Origin of the sequence: Neotabrizicola sp. VNH66 (genome assembly GCF_049445895.1) — a bacterium.
GTDB lineage: Bacteria > Pseudomonadota > Alphaproteobacteria > Rhodobacterales > Rhodobacteraceae > Pseudogemmobacter.
The window spans coordinates 174,698-192,381 of the sequence record NZ_JBMSDW010000002.1; the positions used below are offsets into that span (position 1 = coordinate 174,698).

The 17,684-nt window shown below is 65.9% G+C and carries 21 protein-coding genes; 13 read left to right on the top strand and 8 right to left on the bottom strand.

The window, feature by feature from the left end; genetic code table 11:
• Positions 1 to 235: 235 nt before the first annotated feature.
• Together aroC and ACO2Q5_RS03365 are read left to right on the top strand one after the other, a co-directional pair.
• On the top strand, positions 236 to 1,339 hold the full coding sequence (gene aroC, locus ACO2Q5_RS03360) for a chorismate synthase (protein WP_423288456.1): 1,104 nt from the start codon (positions 236 to 238) through the stop codon (positions 1,337 to 1,339).
• Positions 1,340 to 1,699: 360 nt separating this feature from the next.
• On the top strand, positions 1,700 to 2,452 hold the full coding sequence (locus ACO2Q5_RS03365; RefSeq protein ID WP_423288177.1) for an SDR family oxidoreductase: 753 nt from the start codon (positions 1,700 to 1,702) through the stop codon (positions 2,450 to 2,452).
• Between the two features lie 211 nt (positions 2,453 to 2,663).
• Here the strand turns inward: ACO2Q5_RS03365 and ACO2Q5_RS03370 are convergent, their stop codons facing one another.
• On the bottom strand, positions 2,664 to 3,533 hold the full coding sequence (locus ACO2Q5_RS03370; RefSeq protein WP_423288178.1) for a YihY/virulence factor BrkB family protein: 870 nt from the start codon (positions 3,531 to 3,533) through the stop codon (positions 2,664 to 2,666).
• Between the two features lie 86 nt (positions 3,534 to 3,619).
• Here ACO2Q5_RS03370 and mgrA point away from each other — a divergent pair, with 86 nt between their 5' ends.
• Complete coding sequence (gene mgrA / locus ACO2Q5_RS03375) at positions 3,620 to 4,654, top strand: L-glyceraldehyde 3-phosphate reductase (protein WP_423288179.1); 1,035 nt, start codon at positions 3,620 to 3,622, stop codon at positions 4,652 to 4,654.
• Here the strand turns inward: mgrA and ACO2Q5_RS03380 are convergent.
• Together ACO2Q5_RS03380 and ubiG are read right to left on the bottom strand one after the other, a co-directional pair.
• Positions 4,651 to 5,607 (bottom strand): DUF4105 domain-containing protein, encoded by a 957-nt coding sequence (locus tag ACO2Q5_RS03380; protein WP_423288180.1) that lies wholly within the window; start codon positions 5,605 to 5,607, stop codon positions 4,651 to 4,653. The two genes, mgrA and ACO2Q5_RS03380, sit on opposite strands and share 4 nt — an antisense overlap.
• Positions 5,608 to 5,612: 5 nt before the next feature.
• The gene (gene ubiG, locus ACO2Q5_RS03385; protein ID WP_423288181.1) at positions 5,613 to 6,353 is read right to left on the bottom strand and encodes a bifunctional 2-polyprenyl-6-hydroxyphenol methylase/3-demethylubiquinol 3-O-methyltransferase UbiG; all 741 of its coding nucleotides are present in this window, start codon (positions 6,351 to 6,353) and stop codon (positions 5,613 to 5,615) included.
• A 51-nt stretch (positions 6,354 to 6,404) separates the two neighbouring features.
• Here ubiG and pip point away from each other — a divergent pair, with 51 nt between their 5' ends.
• Positions 6,405 to 7,373, top strand: coding sequence for a prolyl aminopeptidase (pip, locus tag ACO2Q5_RS03390; RefSeq protein ID WP_423288182.1), 969 nt, complete (start codon positions 6,405 to 6,407; stop codon positions 7,371 to 7,373).
• A 105-nt stretch (positions 7,374 to 7,478) separates the two neighbouring features.
• Here the strand turns inward: pip and ACO2Q5_RS03395 are convergent, their stop codons facing one another.
• Positions 7,479 to 8,123: a DsbA family protein gene (locus ACO2Q5_RS03395; protein ID WP_423288183.1), complete on the bottom strand. Its 645-nt coding sequence runs from the start codon at positions 8,121 to 8,123 to the stop codon at positions 7,479 to 7,481.
• Between the two features lie 10 nt (positions 8,124 to 8,133).
• Positions 8,134 to 8,661 carry a DUF721 domain-containing protein gene (locus ACO2Q5_RS03400; protein WP_423288184.1) on the bottom strand — a complete coding sequence of 176 codons (528 nt, stop codon included), beginning with the start codon at positions 8,659 to 8,661 and terminating at the stop codon, positions 8,134 to 8,136.
• A 91-nt stretch (positions 8,662 to 8,752) separates the two neighbouring features.
• Between ACO2Q5_RS03400 and ACO2Q5_RS03405 the strand changes: the two genes are divergently transcribed.
• Positions 8,753 to 9,787, top strand: a complete 1,035-nt coding sequence (locus ACO2Q5_RS03405) for an A/G-specific adenine glycosylase (RefSeq protein ID WP_423288185.1) — start codon at positions 8,753 to 8,755, stop codon at positions 9,785 to 9,787.
• On the opposite strand, the gene ACO2Q5_RS03410 is transcribed toward ACO2Q5_RS03405, so the two are convergent.
• Entirely contained in the window at positions 9,784 to 10,404 is a 621-nt protein-coding gene (locus ACO2Q5_RS03410) for a DsbA family protein (protein ID WP_423288186.1), read from the bottom strand. The two genes, ACO2Q5_RS03405 and ACO2Q5_RS03410, sit on opposite strands and share 4 nt — an antisense overlap.
• A gap of 153 nt (positions 10,405 to 10,557) precedes the next feature.
• On the opposite strand from ACO2Q5_RS03410, the gene ACO2Q5_RS03415 reads away from it, so the two are divergent.
• Entirely contained in the window at positions 10,558 to 11,703 is a 1,146-nt protein-coding gene (locus ACO2Q5_RS03415) for an alkane 1-monooxygenase (protein ID WP_423288187.1), read from the top strand.
• Between the two features lie 10 nt (positions 11,704 to 11,713).
• Here ACO2Q5_RS03415 and ACO2Q5_RS03420 read toward each other — a convergent pair whose 3' ends face one another.
• Positions 11,714 to 12,172, bottom strand: coding sequence for a MarR family winged helix-turn-helix transcriptional regulator (locus ACO2Q5_RS03420; protein WP_423288188.1), 459 nt, complete (start codon positions 12,170 to 12,172; stop codon positions 11,714 to 11,716).
• 105 nt (positions 12,173 to 12,277) lie between these two features.
• On the opposite strand from ACO2Q5_RS03420, the gene ACO2Q5_RS03425 reads away from it, so the two are divergent.
• Positions 12,278 to 12,706 (top strand): organic hydroperoxide resistance protein, encoded by a 429-nt coding sequence (locus tag ACO2Q5_RS03425; protein ID WP_423288189.1) that lies wholly within the window; start codon positions 12,278 to 12,280, stop codon positions 12,704 to 12,706.
• A gap of 176 nt (positions 12,707 to 12,882) precedes the next feature.
• Positions 12,883 to 13,311 (top strand): glyoxalase superfamily protein, encoded by a 429-nt coding sequence (locus ACO2Q5_RS03430; RefSeq protein WP_423288190.1) that lies wholly within the window; start codon positions 12,883 to 12,885, stop codon positions 13,309 to 13,311.
• Positions 13,312 to 13,363: 52 nt separating this feature from the next.
• Here the strand turns inward: ACO2Q5_RS03430 and ACO2Q5_RS03435 are convergent, their stop codons facing one another.
• Entirely contained in the window at positions 13,364 to 14,230 is an 867-nt protein-coding gene (locus ACO2Q5_RS03435; protein WP_423288191.1) for a branched-chain amino acid aminotransferase, read from the bottom strand.
• A gap of 143 nt (positions 14,231 to 14,373) precedes the next feature.
• Here ACO2Q5_RS03435 and ACO2Q5_RS03440 point away from each other — a divergent pair, with 143 nt between their 5' ends.
• The 5 genes from ACO2Q5_RS03440 (at position 14,374) to ACO2Q5_RS03460 (ending at position 17,680) form a co-directional block, all read left to right on the top strand.
• Positions 14,374 to 14,871, top strand: coding sequence for a MarR family winged helix-turn-helix transcriptional regulator (locus tag ACO2Q5_RS03440; protein WP_423288192.1), 498 nt, complete (start codon positions 14,374 to 14,376; stop codon positions 14,869 to 14,871).
• A complete protein-coding gene (locus tag ACO2Q5_RS03445) occupies positions 14,868 to 15,593 on the top strand; it encodes a response regulator (RefSeq protein ID WP_423288193.1) in 726 nt (241 codons plus the stop codon). Before ACO2Q5_RS03440 ends, ACO2Q5_RS03445 begins: the two co-directional genes overlap by 4 nt.
• A gap of 75 nt (positions 15,594 to 15,668) precedes the next feature.
• Positions 15,669 to 16,574, top strand: a complete 906-nt coding sequence (locus ACO2Q5_RS03450) for a histone deacetylase family protein (protein WP_423288194.1) — start codon at positions 15,669 to 15,671, stop codon at positions 16,572 to 16,574.
• A gap of 9 nt (positions 16,575 to 16,583) precedes the next feature.
• On the top strand, positions 16,584 to 16,823 hold the full coding sequence (locus ACO2Q5_RS03455; protein WP_423288195.1) for an exodeoxyribonuclease VII small subunit: 240 nt from the start codon (positions 16,584 to 16,586) through the stop codon (positions 16,821 to 16,823).
• Positions 16,820 to 17,680, top strand: coding sequence for a polyprenyl synthetase family protein (locus tag ACO2Q5_RS03460; protein WP_423288196.1), 861 nt, complete (start codon positions 16,820 to 16,822; stop codon positions 17,678 to 17,680). The genes ACO2Q5_RS03455 and ACO2Q5_RS03460 overlap by 4 nt, the downstream gene beginning before the upstream one ends.
• The last annotated feature ends 4 nt before the right edge of the window (positions 17,681 to 17,684 follow it).

Below are 17,684 nucleotides of genomic sequence, written 5' to 3' on the forward strand. Positions count from 1 at the left end.
GGCGAAAGCCGGGCTGACCATCGGGACGCAAGTTTCCCGATTGCAGTCCGACATCACGACCTTTCAGTCGTCAGAGGGGCCCGGCCTGCCAGTGTGATCTGGTGCGGCAACGCAGCGTTTCAACCCCCGTTCCCGAAAAAATGCATCTGGCGTGAATATTTTTGCGCGGCCGGAAATCCTTGATGCCGGGGCGCCGCAGGGCTATGCGCAGGGCACGTTGAGGAGAGACCGCGCGATGAGCCTGAACACCTTTGGCCACCTGTTCCGCGTCACCACCTGGGGCGAAAGCCACGGGCCTGCGCTTGGCTGCACGGTCGATGGCGTACCGCCCGGCGTGACCCTCTCCGAGGCGGACCTGCAACCGTGGCTGGACCGCCGGAAGCCCGGCACCAGCAAGTTCACCACGCAGCGGCGCGAGGCGGATGAGGTCCGCATCCTCTCGGGCGTGTTCGACGGCGTGACCACGGGCACCTCGATCGGGTTGATGATCGAGAACACCGACCAGCGGTCCAAGGATTACGGCGACATCGCCCGGCAGTTCCGGCCTGGCCATGCCGATCTGACCTATCATCTGAAATACGGGGTCCGCGATTATCGCGGCGGCGGCCGGTCCTCGGCCCGGGAAACCGCGGCCCGGGTGGCGGCGGGCGGGGTTGCCCGGGCGGCACTGGCCGCGCTGGTGCCGGGGCTGACGATCAGCGGCTATCTGGTGCAGATGGGCACCAAGACCATCGACCGCAGCCGGTTCGACGCTGACGAGATCGGCCGCAACCCGTTCTGGTGCCCCGATCCGGTGGCCGCTGCGGAATGGGCCGAGTATCTGGACGCGCTGCGCCTGTCACACGATTCGGTCGGCGCGGTGATTGAGGTGGTGGCCCATGGCGTGCCCGCAGGCCTTGGTGCGCCGGTCTATGGCAAGCTGGACAGCGACCTTGCCTCGGCCATGATGTCGATCAACGCCGTGAAGGGGGTGGAGATCGGCGAAGGCATGGCGGCCGCTGCCCTGACCGGGGTGGACAATGCCGATGAGATGCGGATGGGCAATGACGGCCAGCCGCTGTTCCTGTCGAACCACGCCGGCGGCATCTTGGGCGGCATTTCCACCGGACAGCCGGTCGTCTGCCGCTTTGCGGTGAAGCCCACCTCCTCGATCCTGACGCCGCGGCGGTCCATCGATGTGGACGGGAAAGAGATCGAAGTGGTGACCAAGGGCCGCCACGACCCCTGCGTCGGCATCCGCGCCGTCCCCGTGGGTGAGGCGATGATGGCCTGCGTCCTTCTGGACCACCTTCTGCTGGACCGGGCGCAGACCGGTGGGGTTCGCGGCCGGATCGGTTGATCCGGCACACTCGTCCCCGACCTTAAAGCGTCCCGGGGAAGGCTGGCCGGAACCGGCCCCTGCCGCCGATATCCCCGGTCAGCCGGACGCGCCGCTGGCAGCCAGCTGAGGCATTACGTCCAGTCTGGTCATCGCGGGCGGCGTCGGCGGGATCGGCGCAGATGTGACATTCGTGTCCCGAAGCACTTCAGGCATGCTTTTCGCAGCACGTGGCGGCCACGAGCCCTTGGCCAAGGATACTGCATGCAGCACGAATGACCGTTTCGACGACCAGATAGAGATCATTTGCGCAAGAAGCGGGTCGGTTCGAAACCCCCGCTTCATTAGTCATCTCCCGAATATCAACTCACGGAGATGGAAATGCTTCTCAATGGAAAGACAATTATAGTCACGGGAGCAAGCAGCGGAATCGGAGCCGCCGCTGCCGCGATTTTCGCTGAAGAAGGGGCGAAACTCGTTCTCGGAGCCCGCCGCGCCGAACTGCTTGAGCAAATCACGGAAGGCATTTCCGCCAAAGGTGGAGAAGCGGTCTTCCTGGCAGGAAACGTCGAGAACAGCGCCTATGCAGAGGAGCTGGTGAAGCTTGCGGAGGATCGCTTCGGCGGCCTTGATGGCGCTTTCAACAATGCCGGTATCACTGGAGACATGGCACCAATTCCCGATATGACAGAAACCAACTGGCATAAGGTGATGGCGGTCAATCTCAACAGCGGGTTCTACGCAGCCAGACATCAAATACCGGCTCTGCGTAAGCGCGGCGGCGGCTCGATAGTCTTCACGTCCTCATTCGTCGGGCACAACATCGGTTTGCCGGGCATGGGGGCCTACGCCGCGGCAAAAGCGGGGCTTGTCGGCATGACCCGGGTACTCGCAGCGGAGCACGGAGCGGAGAATATTCGTGTGAACGCGCTTCTGCCGGGGGGCACGATGACGCCTATGGCCGGGGATGATGCCGGCTTTCATGAGGTCGTGCGTGGATTCCATGCGTTGAAACGCATCGCAGAACCATCCGAGATCGCCAATGCGGCGCTTTTCCTGCTTTCCAATCACGCTTCTTTCGTGACTGGAAGTGCGATGATCGCCGATGGCGGAAACTCCATCAGTAAGCTCTAGAGGCGCAAAGCTGACACTGGTTCAGGACCTGCCAGTGTCAGCTTCGTCCCGCGTCGCGCCTTGCGATCATCGCGGCCACCGGCGCGGGGACCGAGGGGAACCGTATCTCCGCAGATCGCCCGCACCGTCGATCCGGCCCCTACGCTGACGGACGCCCTGGACGCGGTCCATGCCCCGTTTCACCCCACACAGAATGCCATTGCGGCCTGCGCTAGATCCGGTTCCGCGCCCGGCCCATCTGCCGGTACAAACGCGCGCGGGCATCCAGCTCGGCATTGATGGCGCCGCCGATCAGGATGGCGACGACTGAAAGATAAAGCCACATCATCAGGATGATCGCCGCACCGATGGAGCCGTAGATCCGGTTGTAGCTGTTGAAATTTTCCAGATAGATCGAAAAGCCGAAGGACACGCCCGACCAGGCCAGCGCGGCAAAGATCACCCCTACAGAAAACCAGCCCGACCGTGTGCCGGGCGGCAGGTTCGGCCCGAAACGGTAAAGGATGGCCAGACAGGACAGCACCAGAAGGAACATCGCGGCCCATGGCAGGAACCGGGTCAGCGTGGGGGCGTAACTGTCCAGCGGCATATAGCTGATCAGGATGGGCACGATCACCACCGTCACCAGCGCCACGATCAGCGCCCCGATCAGCGCGGCGGTCAGCACCAGTTCCCGCACCAGCCCGGCGACCCAGCCGCGCCGGTCCACCCGGTGCACCACATCCAGCCCGGCAATCAGCGCCGATACGCCGTTGCGCACCGAATAAAGCGCCACCAGCAACGAGACGAGCGTGGTCCAGCCCAAGGCCGCCCGCGGGGCCAGCACCAGCCCCATCACCTGATCATGGATCAGCGTCCGCGCCTCGACCGGCAGGAACCGCTCCACCACGGCCAGATAGCCCTGAATCACACCCGGATCGGCGACAAGGCCCCAGATGGCGACCACGGCCCCCAGACCGGGGAAGACCGCGAACATGGCATAGAAGGCAACTCCGGCCGCGATCAGGCCGAAATGGCCGTCTGCGGTGCGGGTCCAGACGGCGACGACAAAACGCCAGATGTGACGGAAGGGACGAAACATGGCGCTACCATCCTATGCCTTGCGCCGGGGTGCAACTTGATGCCGCGCCTGCGCCATGGAATGTTACCGCCAACAGGAGGTGCCGCATGTCTTATATCCCCGATCCGGACCGTTATGACGGTCGCATGCCCTATCGCCGCTGCGGGCGGTCCGGGCTGATGCTGCCCGCCATCAGCCTTGGCCTCTGGCACAACTTCGGCCATGACACGCCGCATGCGGTAAAGCAGGCGATCTGCCGCACCGCCTTTGACCACGGCATCACCCATTTCGACCTTGCCAACAACTACGGCCCCCCGCCGGGTTCCGCCGAAGAAGCCTTCGGCGCCATTCTGCGGGACGATTTCCGCGGCCTGCGGGATGAGCTGATCATCTCCTCCAAGGCCGGATATGAGATGTGGCCGGGTCCCTACGGTGAATTCGGCGGCCGGAAATACATGATCGCCTCCTGCGATGCCTCGCTGAAACGGCTGGGGGTCGACTATGTGGACATTTTCTATTCCCACCGCTTCGACCCCGACACGCCGCTGGAGGAAACCATGCAGGCGCTGGACACCATCGTGCGGTCGGGCCGCGCGCTGTATGTGGGTCTGTCCAGCTACAACAGCCGCCGCACGCGCGAGGCGGCGTCGATTCTGAAGGATCTGGGCACGCCCTGCCTGATCCACCAGCCCAGCTATTCCATCCTGAACCGCTGGGTCGAGACGGACGGGCTGAAGGACACCTTGGCCGATCTGGGCATCGGCTCCATCGCCTTCACGCCCTTGGCGCAGGGCATTCTGACCAACAAATATCTGAACGGCATCCCGCAGGGCAGCCGCGCCAGCCAGGGCAAATCGCTGGACCCCGGGGTGATCACGCCCGAGGCGCTGGCCTCGGTCCGGGCGCTGAACGATCTGGCGGCGGCGCGCGGGCAGACGCTGGCGCAGATGGCGCTGGCCTGGGTGCTGCGCGGTGGCGGCATCACCACCGCGCTGATCGGCGCGTCAAAGCCCGAACAGGTGGCCGATTGCGCGGGCGCAGTGCGCAATCTGGACTTCACGCCCGAAGAACTGGCCGCCATCGACCGCATCGCCGAAGAGCCTGCGGTGAACCTCTGGGTACGGTCGGCCGAGCTTGATTAGGGCGTCCTGATCCAGCGCGAGAAATCCTCGCCCGGGGGCATCTCCCGGGCGCGGGGGCTGATCAGGGCGCGGGCACGCTTTTCCGCCAGCGTGCCGGTGCCTGCCAGCGCGCCGAAACGATCCAGATATTCCGGCAAATAGCCCGAGAGCAGCAGGCTGCGGTCCAAGGGCAGATCGGGGGACAACACCCGCGACAGGCCCCAGACCACCGTCGTGCAGTTCGACGTCACGGTGTTGTACCAGCGGGGGCGTTCGTTCAGCGCATTGCCCAGATCGACATAACCCAGAAACACCTGCCGCAGCTGCCCGGGCGTCAGGGTCAGCGGATAGACCCGCACCTCCTCACCCCGGGGAACGGCCCGCCATTGCACGATATCAGCCTCATCCGCGGCGATCAGCGACAGTTCGAACTGCCGGAAGAAGCCGCCGAGGGGCGAGAATTTCTCATCCTTCTCGCGCCGGATCTCGACCGAGAAGGTCACGGGCGGACCATCAGTGAACCGGAAAGACACCAGAAGATGCGCGATATCCGGGTTCCCCCAGACCGAGGTGATCATGTCGGCTCCCTCCAGACGGGACAGATCCACCGTTCGGGTGGTCCAGTTCTGGACAGAGGCATGGTCCGCCGTATCCCAGCGGAAAGCCCGGACGTTTTCCAGCGTCACCCGGTCGCCATCCACCGTGCCGCGAACGATTCGTGCCACATCATCGGCCCAGTCGCGGTCCTGCCGCGGGGTCAGGCTGGCATACCAGCCGCCCAGGGCCAGCGCGGCCACGGCAAGCCCGGTCCAACCCCAGCCGGGGCCAAGCCGCAGCCAGACAATGCCCGCCACGAGCGCCAGCAACCCAGCCAGAACGACCGGGCGCCCCCCGGGAAACTGCACCCAAAGCGCCAGCCCGGCCCAGACCGTGCCCAGGACCAGCAGCGCCCAGAACAGCAGGGCCAGAACCACCGCCTTCACCGCTTCACACTGGCGGTGACATAGTTCACCGACAGGTCGCGGTCTGACAGGCTCCATCGCCATGAAACGGGGTTGAAGACCATGCCCTTGCGATCCACCGGGTCCAGCCCGGCGCGGCGGATCAGGTCCTGCAATTCATCGGGCGTGATGAATTTCTGCCAGTCATGGGTGCCCTTCGGCAGCCAGCGCATCACCCATTCCGCCCCGATGATCGCCATGAGATAGGATTTCGGGTTCCGGTTCAGGGTGGAGCAGACCATCAGCCCGCCGGATTTCAGCAGGATCTGGCAGGCGGTCAGATAGGCCAGAGGGTCGGCCACATGTTCGACCACCTCCATGTTCAGGACCACATCGAACCGCTCGCCCGCTTCGGCCAAAGCCTCGGCCGTGGTGTGGCGATAGTCGATGCTCAGGCCGGATTGTTCGGCATGCAGCTGCGCCACGGGAATGTTCCGCTCTGCCGCATCGGCGCCCACCACCGTGGCGCCCAGCCGGGCCATGGGTTCGGACAGAAGCCCGCCGCCGCAGCCGATGTCCAGAATCCGCAGGCCCGCAAAGGGCGCCGGTCCGGCCAGATCACGCCCGAATTCCGCGGCAATCTGGCGGGTGATATAGTCCAGCCGGCACGGGTTCATCAGATGCAGCGGGCGGAACTTTCCGTTCGGGTCCCACCATTCGCTGGCCATGGCCTGAAACTTTGCCACCTCGGCGGGATCAATGGTTGTTGCGGCCTGCATGTTGCGCTCCTTCGTTCGACTTCGCGCCGTGGTTCGCTTATATAGGACGGGATGGATCACAGATCAGGCCAAAAGCGCGCAGCCGACTATCTTTATCCCCCGGTCGAGCCGTTCGACCGGCGCCTGATCGACGTGGGCAACGGGCATGTGGTCCATGTGGAGCAATGCGGCAACCCGGACGGCGCGCCGGTCATGGTGTTCCATGGCGGGCCGGGCGGCGGATGCAGCCCGGCGATGCGGCGCTACTTCGACCCGGCGCATTACCGTGTGGTGCTGTTCGACCAGCGCGGCTGTGGCCGGTCGCGCCCCCTGGCCGAGGTTCGGGCCAATACGACATGGGATCTGGTGGCCGATGCCGAGCGTATCCGCAGCGATCTGGGGATTGAGCAATTCGTGGCCTTTGGTGGCAGCTGGGGCGCCACGCTGGCGCTGGTCTATGCGCTGACCCACCCAACCCGTGTGCGCCATCTGGTGCTGCGCGGGGTCTTTCTGATGACCAAGGCCGAGCTGGACTGGTTCTATGGTGGCGGCGCGGGGCAGTTCTTTCCCGACCTCTGGGCCCGCTTCGTGGACCCGATCCCCGAGGCCGAGCGCGACGACCTGATCACCGCCTATCACCGGCGCCTGTTCTCGGGCCGGGCGGCCGAGGAGCTGCAGTTTGCCCGGCTCTGGGCGCAGTGGGAAAACGCGCTGGCCTCGATCCAGAATGACGGGATGTTCGGGGAAAGCCCGGCGGACTATGCCCGTGCCTTCTCGCGGCTGGAGAATCACTATTTCATCAATGGCGGCTTTCTGGATCACGACGGCTGGATACTGAAGAACCGTGGGCGGATCGAACATATCCCGGCCGATATCGTGCAGGGCCGCTATGACATGGTCTGCCCGCCGGTTTCGGCCTGGAAACTGGCCGAGGGCTGGGGCAAGGCGCGGGTGAACATGGTGCCGATGGCGGGCCATGCCCTGTCGGAACCCGGCATCAGTGAGGCTTTGGTCCGGGTCATGGACCGTCTGCGCGGCTGACCCGGCGGCAGAGGGGGCGCTGCCCCCGTCCTTCGGACTCCCCCGGGATATTTGGGCAAACTGGAATGGGGGCGGCGCAGAAGTCTTGCGCCGCCGGGGTGTGGATCAGCCGCCCAGTTTCGGGTCCAGAATCGCCTTCAGATCGGCGTATGACATGTTGCCGTGCTTTTCGCCGTCGATGATCAGCGTGGGCGTGCCTTCGATCTGGTCGGCCTGCATGCCTTCCTCGAAATGCTTGACCAGCGCATCGACCTGCGCCGCATCGGCAAGGCAGGCGTCCAGCTGTTCATTGGTCAGCCCCGCCGTCAGGCCGATGGTGCGCAGCTTCTGCACCGCGACGGTGGGGTCGGACGAGGCGGCCCAGTCGGACTGCTGATCGAACAGCATGTCCGAAATGCCGAAGTAGCGCAGATCGCCGCCGCAGCGCGCCACCAGCGCGGCCCAGAGGCCGTAGCGGTCGAAATACACCTCGCGCAGGGTGAAGTGCACCTTGCCGGTGTCGATGTAATCCGTCTTCAGCTGTTTGTAGACGGTGGCGTGGAAATTCGCGCAATGCGGGCAGGTGTAGCTGGCATATTCCACCATCTTGATCGGCGCGTTCGGATCGCCGATCGAGAAATCCTTCACCGGCGCGGCCGCCGTGGCATCCGGCGCGGGCGTGGTTTCCTGGGCCAGCACCGGCGCCGCGGTCAGCAGCGCGGCCATCGAGGCCGACAGGGCCAGCAGGGCGCGGCGGTTGATCATATTCATCGGGTCGTCCTCATTTCTTCGCGGGGCGAGTTAAGATATTCGTGGCCAGCCGCTCCAGCGCGGCTTTCAGCCCGCCGTCGGCAATCTCTCCGGTCACCTCGGCGGCGCGGCGCAGCACGGCCGGGTCCGGCGCGGGCGGAGCAGAGGGCGCGGGGGTGAACTGTGCCTGTCCTTCGGCAAAGCCCGCGGCGGCGGTCTGGGTGAAGACCACGCGCGAAATGGCATTGTAGCCGTAGACGGCATTCACCTTCTCGCGGAGGCGGTCCTTCTGCATTTCGATCATGGGGGCCATGGCGCCCTGCACCAGAAGCGTCAGCGTGCCGCCCATGCCGCCCTGCGCATAGCCCACCTTTACCGGGCGGGTCACCCGGGCCAGATCGGGGCCGACCACCTCGGCCCAATGGGTGATCAGCCGCGCGACGGCAAAGCCGCGGCTTTCGCCCGCATGGCGCACCTGCCCGGAGACCAGCGCAAAGGCGGGTTCGAATCCACGCATCCGGTGTTTTGCCGAAGGGGGGGGGCTGGGGCTGCGGGCCATGTTGTCCGGAGGTTGCGGGGCGCGTGTTCAGCGCTATCTTACCCGAAGGCCCGACGCTGGCCAGCCTGCCCGGACCAAGGACGCCTAAAGATTGCGTGATACCGCTGAAACTGCACAGCTCTCCGCCCACCTGCTTGCGTGGTATGACCGCCATGCCCGGCTGATGCCCTGGCGCATCGGCCCGGCAGAGCGGGCAGCCGGGCTGCGCCCCGACCCCTACCGGGTCTGGCTGTCCGAGGTGATGCTGCAACAGACGACCGTGGCCGTGGTGCGCGATTATTTCCGCCGCTTCACCGACCGCTGGCCCGATGTGCAGGCGCTGGCCGCCGCGCGGGATGAGGAGGTCATGGCCGAATGGGCAGGGCTTGGCTATTACGCCCGGGCCCGCAACCTCTTGAAATGCGCGCGCGCAGTGGCGGCGCGCGGCGGATTTCCAGACACGGCGGCGGGTCTGCTGACGCTGCCCGGCGTGGGCCCCTATACCGCGGCGGCCATCGCCTCGATCGCCTATGATGAGCCGGCGACGGTGGTGGACGGCAATGTGGAGCGGGTGATGTCCCGGCTGTTCCTGGTGGAAACGCCACTGCCCGCCGCCAAGGCGGAGCTGACGGCGCTGGCCGCGCGGCTGACGCCCGCCGACCGGCCCGGTGATTATGCGCAGGCGGTGATGGATGTGGGCGCCACGATCTGCACCCCACGCTCGCCCGCCTGCGGCATCTGCCCCTGGATGACGCCCTGCGCCGCCCGGGCGGAGGGGGTGCAAGCGAGCCTGCCGCGCAAACTGCCCAAGGGGGAAAAGCCCGTGCGTCAGGGCACGGTCTGGGCGCTGCTGACGCCGGGGGGCTGGGTGATCGAACGGCGCCCCGACCGCGGATTGCTGGGCGGGATGCCGGGTCTGCCGGGGGACGGATGGGACGGCGCGGGCGGCCCGGCGCCCGCCGACCTGCCATGGCAGGACGCGGGCGAGGTGCGGCACACTTTCACCCATTTCCACCTGATCCTGCGGGTTCTGGTGGCCCGCGCCGCGGTGAACCCGCAACGGGGCGATGTCGTGGCAGATTTCGACCCGGCTGCCCTGCCCACGGTGATGCGCAAGGCTTTTGATCTGGCTGCGGCGGCGGTCTAGAGAAGCTCGGCCCGGGCCTGCGCGATCAGGGCCTTCAGCTCGGCCTCGGTCTGCTGGCCGAAGGCACCGCCGTGACCGGCGATCCATGTGGGCGTGCCCGCCAGCATCATGTGATCGCCAAGCGCGAAGGAATGGTCGATGTGGTCCTGCACCTCGGACGAACCCATATCGGCCTTCAGCTTCGCCATATCCAGCCCCGCCGCCTCAGCCGCACGCAGCGCCGTCGCCTCGGCGGCGCGTTGCTTCGATGCCATCATCGCCGCATGAAACGGCGCGTATTTCCCCTGTTTCAGCGTGGCCAGCGACACCCGGGCCGCGGCAAGGGAATCGTCGCCGAAGATCGGCCATTCGCGATAGACCACCCGCAAGTCCGGGTCGTCGCGGATGACCGCAACCAGCGCCGGATAGCTGGCCTTGCAGAAGCCGCAGTTGTAATCGAAGAATTCGGTCAGGGTGATATTGCCCTTGGGGTTGCCCAGAACAGGGGCGAAGGCCTGCCGCTCGATCGCCTCGCGCAGTTCTTCGGGCATCGGCGTGTTCTGCGCCGCGGCGGGCAATGTCAGCGCCGCCGTTCCCGCCAGCCCCGTCAGCACGAACCCGCGCCGGGTGAATGCCATTCTGTCGCCCATCATCCGCCCACCTTCTGCTATTTCCCCCTCCCTGCCCTGCCGGGGCCGGGGCTGCAACGCGCAACCGCGTGAGCGCGGGCGTTTCGCCGCGTTGATCTTTCCGCGGCCGGGGCGCTAGGATCGTACCAAACGGAGGCTGACATGACGCTTCTTCCCGCGGACAAGGTGGCCAGCCCCTCGCAAGCCCTGCCGTTCTGGTTATCCCTTGGCACGGTTCCTGCGGCCCTTCTGGGCATGGCATGGGGCGGACCTTGGGTACTTTTGCTGCCCGCCTATTGCTGGGGGCTGTTTTCTGCGCTGGACGCCCTGCTGGGGCTGAACACCGAAAATGCCGATCCGGGCACTGACGAGGGCGATCTCTATCTCTACCGCATCCTGACGATGCTGTGGTTCCCGGTGCAGTTCACGCTTCTCTGCATCTTCCTGTGGTATGTGCCGCGCAGCGATCTGGGCCCGTGGGAGACCATCGGCATGACCTTCGGCATTGGGGTGATGACCGGCACCATTGGCATCAACTACAGCCATGAGCTGATGCACCAGAAGCCGAAGATCGAACGCTGGCTGGGCGATCTTCTGCTGGCCTCGGTCCTCTATTCCCATTTCCGCACCGAACATCTGAAGGTGCATCACCTTTATGTCGGCACGCCGCGGGATGCGGTGACGGCGCGGTATAACGAGGGCTTTCACCGCTTCTTTCCGCGCGTGGTGCGCGAGACGCGACGGTCGGCCTTCCGGGCGGAAAAGGCGATGCTGGCGCGCAAGGGCCTGCCCTGGTGGCACCGCAGCAACCCCTACTGGCGGTATTGGGCCTTGCAGGCCGGTTTTCTGGCGCTGGCCGCCGCGCTTGGCGGCTGGCAGGGGCTGGCCTTGTTCGTGGGGCAGGCCGCGGTGGCGACATGGCAGCTGGAACTGGTGAATTATGTCGAGCACTACGGGCTGACCCGCCGCCATCTGGGCGAGGGTCGCTATGAACACGCCCTGCCCCGCCATTCATGGAATGCGGCGCACAAGGCGACCAACTGGCTGCTGATCAACCTGCAGCGCCATTCCGACCACCATTACAAGCCCGACCGCCGCTTTCCGCTGCTGCAGAACTATGACGCGGACGAGGCGCCGCAGCTACCCTATGGCTATCCGGTGATGACCGTCGCGGCCATGGTGCCGCCCGTGTGGCGGCGGTTCATGAACCCGCGGGTCCGGGCGTGGCGGCGGCAGTTCTACCCCGACATCACCGACTGGAAGCCGTACAACAAGGCGCAGAACCCGATGCCGAAGGGCGCGCCGTGACCCTCGCCGTCTAGTCCTGCGCGCCCTGAGCCGGCACCGCGGCCTTGCCCGGTTTCAGCCGGTCGCGCAGCGTATTCAGGACATCGCGCAGGTCCGCGATCTGGTCCATCGGCAGGCCGGTGCGGGCGGCAAAGGCCGCGGGCACGGCCTGCGTCTGCCCGGCCAGCGCCTGACCGGCCGCGGTCAGGGTCAGCCGCACCTGCCGTTCATCCTGCGGATCGCGCCGCCGGGTCAGCCAGCCCGCCGCCTCCATCCGCTTAAGAAGCGGCGTCAGGGTGTTCGTCTCCAGCCGGACCGCGGCGCCGATCTCTCCCACCGTCTGGCCATCCTTGGCGGCCAGCGCCGACAGCACCAGATATTGCGGATAGGTCAGCCCCAACGGCTCCAGCAGCGGCACATAGGCCGACTGGACCGCATGGGCGGTGGAATACAGCGCAAAGCACAGCATATCGGCGGGAGAAAGGGTCATGAGGGTGATATAGATCGCATACGATATGAGCGCAAGCGATTGACAATCGACGATTCGGTGAATATAGATCGCTTACGATCAAATCGGATACGATAGGAGGATGACATGTCCGTCGATGCGAAATACTGGACCGAGGCGCAGGCAACCGGTGGCGGCCGCAACGGTCTGTCGAAACTGGTGGACGGCAAGCTGACCATCACCATGACAAGCCCCAAGGAACTGGGCGGTTCCGGCGCCGGGCACAATCCCGAAGAGCTTTTCGCTGTGGGCTATGCGGCCTGCTACATGGGCGCGATGCGCTTTGCCGCCCAGTCGGAAAAGCTGGGCACCGTGCCGGACAATGCCACGGTGAACGCGCATGTCGGCATCGGTCCCCGGTCTGACGGCGGCTTTGGCATCAAGGTCAAGCTGGTGGTCAGCCTGCCCGGACTGGAACGCGCTGTCGCGGAAAAGATCGTGGAACGCGGCCATTTCATCTGCCCCTATTCGAACGCGACCAAGGGCAATATCGACGTGGTGACCGAACTGGCCTGATTGACAGGCCCGCCGGATGCGCCTATCGCGGCGGCAGGGGCCCGGTCCCTGCCGCCTGCAGGCATATGCCACGGTGAAACCGGGAAAGACGCGTTCCGCAGACTCCATGTCGCGCCGGGTGCAATGGCAATGCAGGCCCCATTGAACGTTCCCGGCGCCCTGACAGGAGACGCAGGATGACCGGGGCACTCCCCTCACTCGACGCCGCAAAGGCGCAGGCCAAGGCCTTGCGCGCGGCACTGGCCGCCGATGGCCGCGACATCACCCATGCCGAGGCACTGGAACTGGTGGCCCGCGCCCATGGCTGCCGCGACTGGAACACCTTTCACGCCCTTGCCGGCAACCGGCCGCATTGCCCGGTGGCCCTAGGCCAGATCGTCGAAGGCCGCTATCTGAAACAGCCCTTCCTTGCCGAGGTGATCGGGGTGCGGGAATTGTCCGAAGGGCGCTATGAGGTGGAACTGGATCTGGACCAGCCCGTCGATGTGGTCACCTTCGACAGCTTTTCGAACTTCCGCAAACGCATCCGCAAAGTGGTGGGGCCGTCTGGCCGGTCCTTCGACACGACCTCGGACGGAGAGCCGCATCTGCGGCTGTCGCTGTAAGGCAAAAGGCCCCGGATCGCTCCGGGGCCTTTCCTGTCTCATCTGCGCAGGATCAGGCCCGCACCAGCCGCTCATAGCTTTCGGCGATGTCGCGGGTCAGGGCGCCCACTTCGAAGGTGAAGCCGCCGATCTGGCCCACCGGGGTGACCTCGGCCGCGGTGCCGGTCAGCCAGCACTGTTCGAAATCGGCCAGCTCGGTCGGCATGATGTGGCGTTCATGCACGGTGATGCCCTTTTCCTTCAGCATGCCCACCACGGTCTGCCGGGTGATGCCGTTCAGGAAGCAATCGGGCAGCGGCGTGTGCACTTCGCCATCCTTGACGAAGAAGATGTTCGCGCCGGTCGCCTCGGCCACATAGCCGCGGTAATCCATCATCAGCGCGTCCGAGCAGCCCTTGGCCTGCGCCGCGTGCTTGGACATGGTGCAGATCATGTAAAGGCCCGCGGCCTTGGCCGCCGAGGGGATGGTGGCCGGGTCCGGACGGCGCCATTTGGAGATGTCGAGCTTGGCGCCCTTCATCTTGGCATCGCCGTAATAGGCGCCCCATTCCCAGCCCGCGATGGCCAGACGGACCGGATTGCCCATGGCCGAGACGCCCATCTCGTCGCCCGCGCCGCGGAAGGCGATGGCGCGCACATAGGCATCGGTCCAGCCGTTGGCCTTCAGCATCTCGTATTTGGCGGCCTCGATCTCCTGCACGGAATAGGGGATCTCCATATCCAGCAGCTCGGCCGATTTGCGCAGGCGCATGGAATGCTCCACGCCCTTGAAGATCTTGCCGTTATAGCAGCGCTCGCCCTCGAAGACCGACGACGCATAATGCAGGGCATGGGTCAGGATATGGACATTCGCGTCCTTCCACGGGACCAGCTTGCCGTCCATCCAGATCCAACCGTCACGATCGTCATATGCCGCCATTTTCCCGGCCTCCATTTTGCAAAAGTTGCGCCAGATAGGTCCACTTCGGACAAAATCTTGCGCGAAACCGGAGACTCGCTACGCTTTATGACTTGGAAAGTCAACAAGGCTGACATAAATTCCGCCAAAAAAGGAGGCGGGCCATGGCCGAGGGACCGGGCGGAGAGAGCCTGCTTTTCCTGACGGATGAGCAGCTGCGGAAAGGTATCGAGGCAATGTTCTTTGCCTATCGGGGGTTTACCGCCGATCCGGACCGGATTCTGGAGACGATGGAATATGGCCGTGCCCATCACCGCGCGCTGCATTTCATCCACCGGAGCCCGGGAACGACGGTCTCGAACCTTTTGTCCATTCTGGGCGTGACGAAGCAAAGCCTGAACCGGGTGCTGCGTACGCTGATCGATGATGGCCTCGTCCGCAGCGAGAAAGGGCGGCAGGATGCGCGCGAACGCCACCTGTTCCTGACCCAGAAGGGCGATGCGCTGGAACGGCAGTTGTCCGATGCGCAAAGGGCGCGGATGCGCGCGGCCTATCGCTCCGCGGGGCCTGCCGCGGTGTCGGGCTTTCGTCAGGTGTTGGAAGCGATGATGGACCCCGAGCTGCGCGCCCATTACAACCGCCTGAAGGAGGGCGGTTCATGACGGCACTGATACAGGGCAACGGGCAGGGCGGGGCAGACGCGCATCTCCTGGTGGTCGATGATGACGAACGGATCCGGGGACTTCTGCAGAAGTTCCTCGTTCGCTCCGGTTATATGGTCACCGTGGCCAAGGATGCCGCACAGGCGCGCCGCCTGCTCGCCGGGCTGGAATTCGACCTGATCGTCCTTGATGTGATGATGCCGGGCGAAGACGGCATCAGCCTGACCCGCGCCTTGCGGTCGCGGATGACGACGCCGATCCTCCTCCTGACGGCCAAGGGCGAGGCCGCCAACCGGATCGAGGGGCTGGAGGCCGGGGCCGATGATTATCTGGTCAAGCCGTTCGAGCCGAAGGAGCTTTTGCTGCGGGTGGGCGCGATCCTGCGCCGGATGCCGCAGCAGCGCGCGGCCGAAGCGGCGCCCAAGGTCATGCATATGGGCGCGGTGCGCTATGACATGGACCGGGGCGAGCTGTGGCGCGGGGACGAACCTGTGCGGCTGACCGCGACCGAGGCCGCGCTGATGCGGCTGTTCGCCGCCCATCCGGGCGAGGCGATCAGCCGCGAACGGCTGGTCGTCGATCTGGGCCGCGAGGAAGAGGCGCAGGAGCGGGCGGTGGATGTGCAGATCACCCGCCTGCGCCGCAAGATCGAGGATGACCCGAAGACCCCGCGCTATCTGCAAACCGTGCGGGGCGAGGGCTATATGCTGGCGCCGGACTGAGTGTAGACGCCGCCGGGGGTTTCACACCCCCGGACCCCCGTGGGATATTTATGAACAGATGAATGGGGCCGGTTCGTGCTTGTTTTTGAAGACCCCGCGTTTGACGGCCATGTGACCCCGCCGGGACACCCTGAACGGGTGGAGCGGCTGCAGGCGGTGGCGGCAGGTCTTTCCGGGTTGGTGCTGGACCGCCGGGCCTGCCCGCCGGCCCCGCGGGAGGAGGTGCTGCGCTGCCATCCCGCGGGCTATCTGGACCGGGTGGCGGCGGCGGTGCCTGCGACGGGTTGGGCGCAGCTGGACGGCGACACCTTCCTTGCCCCCGGATCGCTGGAGGCGGCCTTACGGGCCGTGGGCGGGGCCTGCGCGGCGGTGGATGCGGTGGTGACCGGGGGCGGCGCGGCCTTTGTCGCCGGGCGCCCGCCGGGCCACCATGCCGAGACAGCGAAGGCCATGGGCTTTTGCCTCCTCGGCACGGCGGCCATTGCGGCGAAACGGGCGCTGGACCATCACGGTCTGACGCGGGTGGCGATTGTCGATTTCGACGTGCATCACGGCAATGGCACGCAAGACCTGCTCTGGGACGAGGGGCGATGCCTCTTTGCCTCCTCTCACCAGATGCCGCTTTATCCGGGCACCGGCGGCGCGGATGAGCGGGGCGCCCATGGCCAGATCCTGAACCTGCCGCTGCGCGGAGGCAGCGACGGGGCCGCGATGCGCCGCGGCTATGAACAGATGATCCTGCCCGCGGTGGCGGATTGGAAGCCGGATCTCCTGATCGTTTCCGCCGGATTTGACGCGCATGAGGCGGATCCCCTCGCAGGGTTGGAGTGGGAGGCGGAGGATTTCCGCTGGTTGGCCGCCCGATTGTGGGAAGTCTCGGGCGGGCGGGTGGTCTCGACTCTGGAAGGCGGTTATGATCTGGACGCGCTGGCGGCCTCGGTCGCGGCATATGTGGGCGAAATGGCCGCCCGTTCAGACTGAGGCTTGACCATGACCGACAAACCCGTGCCCGAGATGAGCTTTGAAGAGGCGATGACCGCGCTGGAAGGCGTGGTGACGCAGCTGGAACGGGGCGAGGTTCCTCTGGAGCAATCCATTGCGCTGTATGAACGAGGCGCGGAGCTCAAGAAGCACTGCGCAAAAAAACTGGCCGACGCCGAGGCCAAGGTGGAACTGATCCGCGCCGCCGAGGGCCGCGCCACAGGGACGGCACCGGCGGAGGGGCTGTGACCTTTCCGGCGCGTCTGGCAGAGGATGCGGCGCAGATCGCGGCGCATCTGGAGGCGGTGCTGGCAGACTATCCCGATCAGCAGGTGGTCCATGCCATGCGCTATGCCCTGCGCGGCGGCAAGGGATTGCGCGGCTTTCTGGTGATGGAAGGCGCGCGGATGCTGGGGGCGGGCGACCGGGCGCTGCCCGCGGCCGCCGCGGTCGAGGCGCTGCATGCCTATAGCCTTGTGCATGACGACCTGCCCTGCATGGATGACGACGACCTGCGCCGGGGCCAGCCCACGGTGCACCGCAAATGGGATGAGGCAACCGCCGTTCTGGCGGGCGATGCCTTGCAGACGCTGGCCTTTGAACTGCTGACCGATCCGGTTCTGGGCGAGGCGCGGCTGGCGCTGGTGGCCGGTCTGGCGCGGGCCTCCGGTGCGCGGGGCATGGTGCTGGGCCAGGCTTTGGACATCGCCGCAGAAACCGCGGCCGCGCCGCTGACACTGGATCAGATCACGGCGCTTCAGGCCGGAAAGACCGGCGCGCTGATCCGGTTTTCGGCCGAGGCGGGCGCGCTGATCGCGGGGGCCGACCCCGCACCGCTGCGGAGCTATGCCGATGCCCTGGGTCTGGCCTTCCAGATCTGGGACGATGTGCTGGATGTCGAAGGGGACACCGCCGCCACCGGAAAGCGGGTGGGCAAGGATGCCGCGGCCGGAAAGGCCACCTTCGTTTCGCTTCTGGGGCTGGAGGGGGCGAAGTCCCGCGCCGCCGCACTGATTTCCGAAGCCGAATCCGCGCTTTCGCCCTATGCTGGGGCGGCGGCCAGCTTGATTGACGCAGCGCGTTTCACTATTTCGCGGCAAGCCTGAGAGG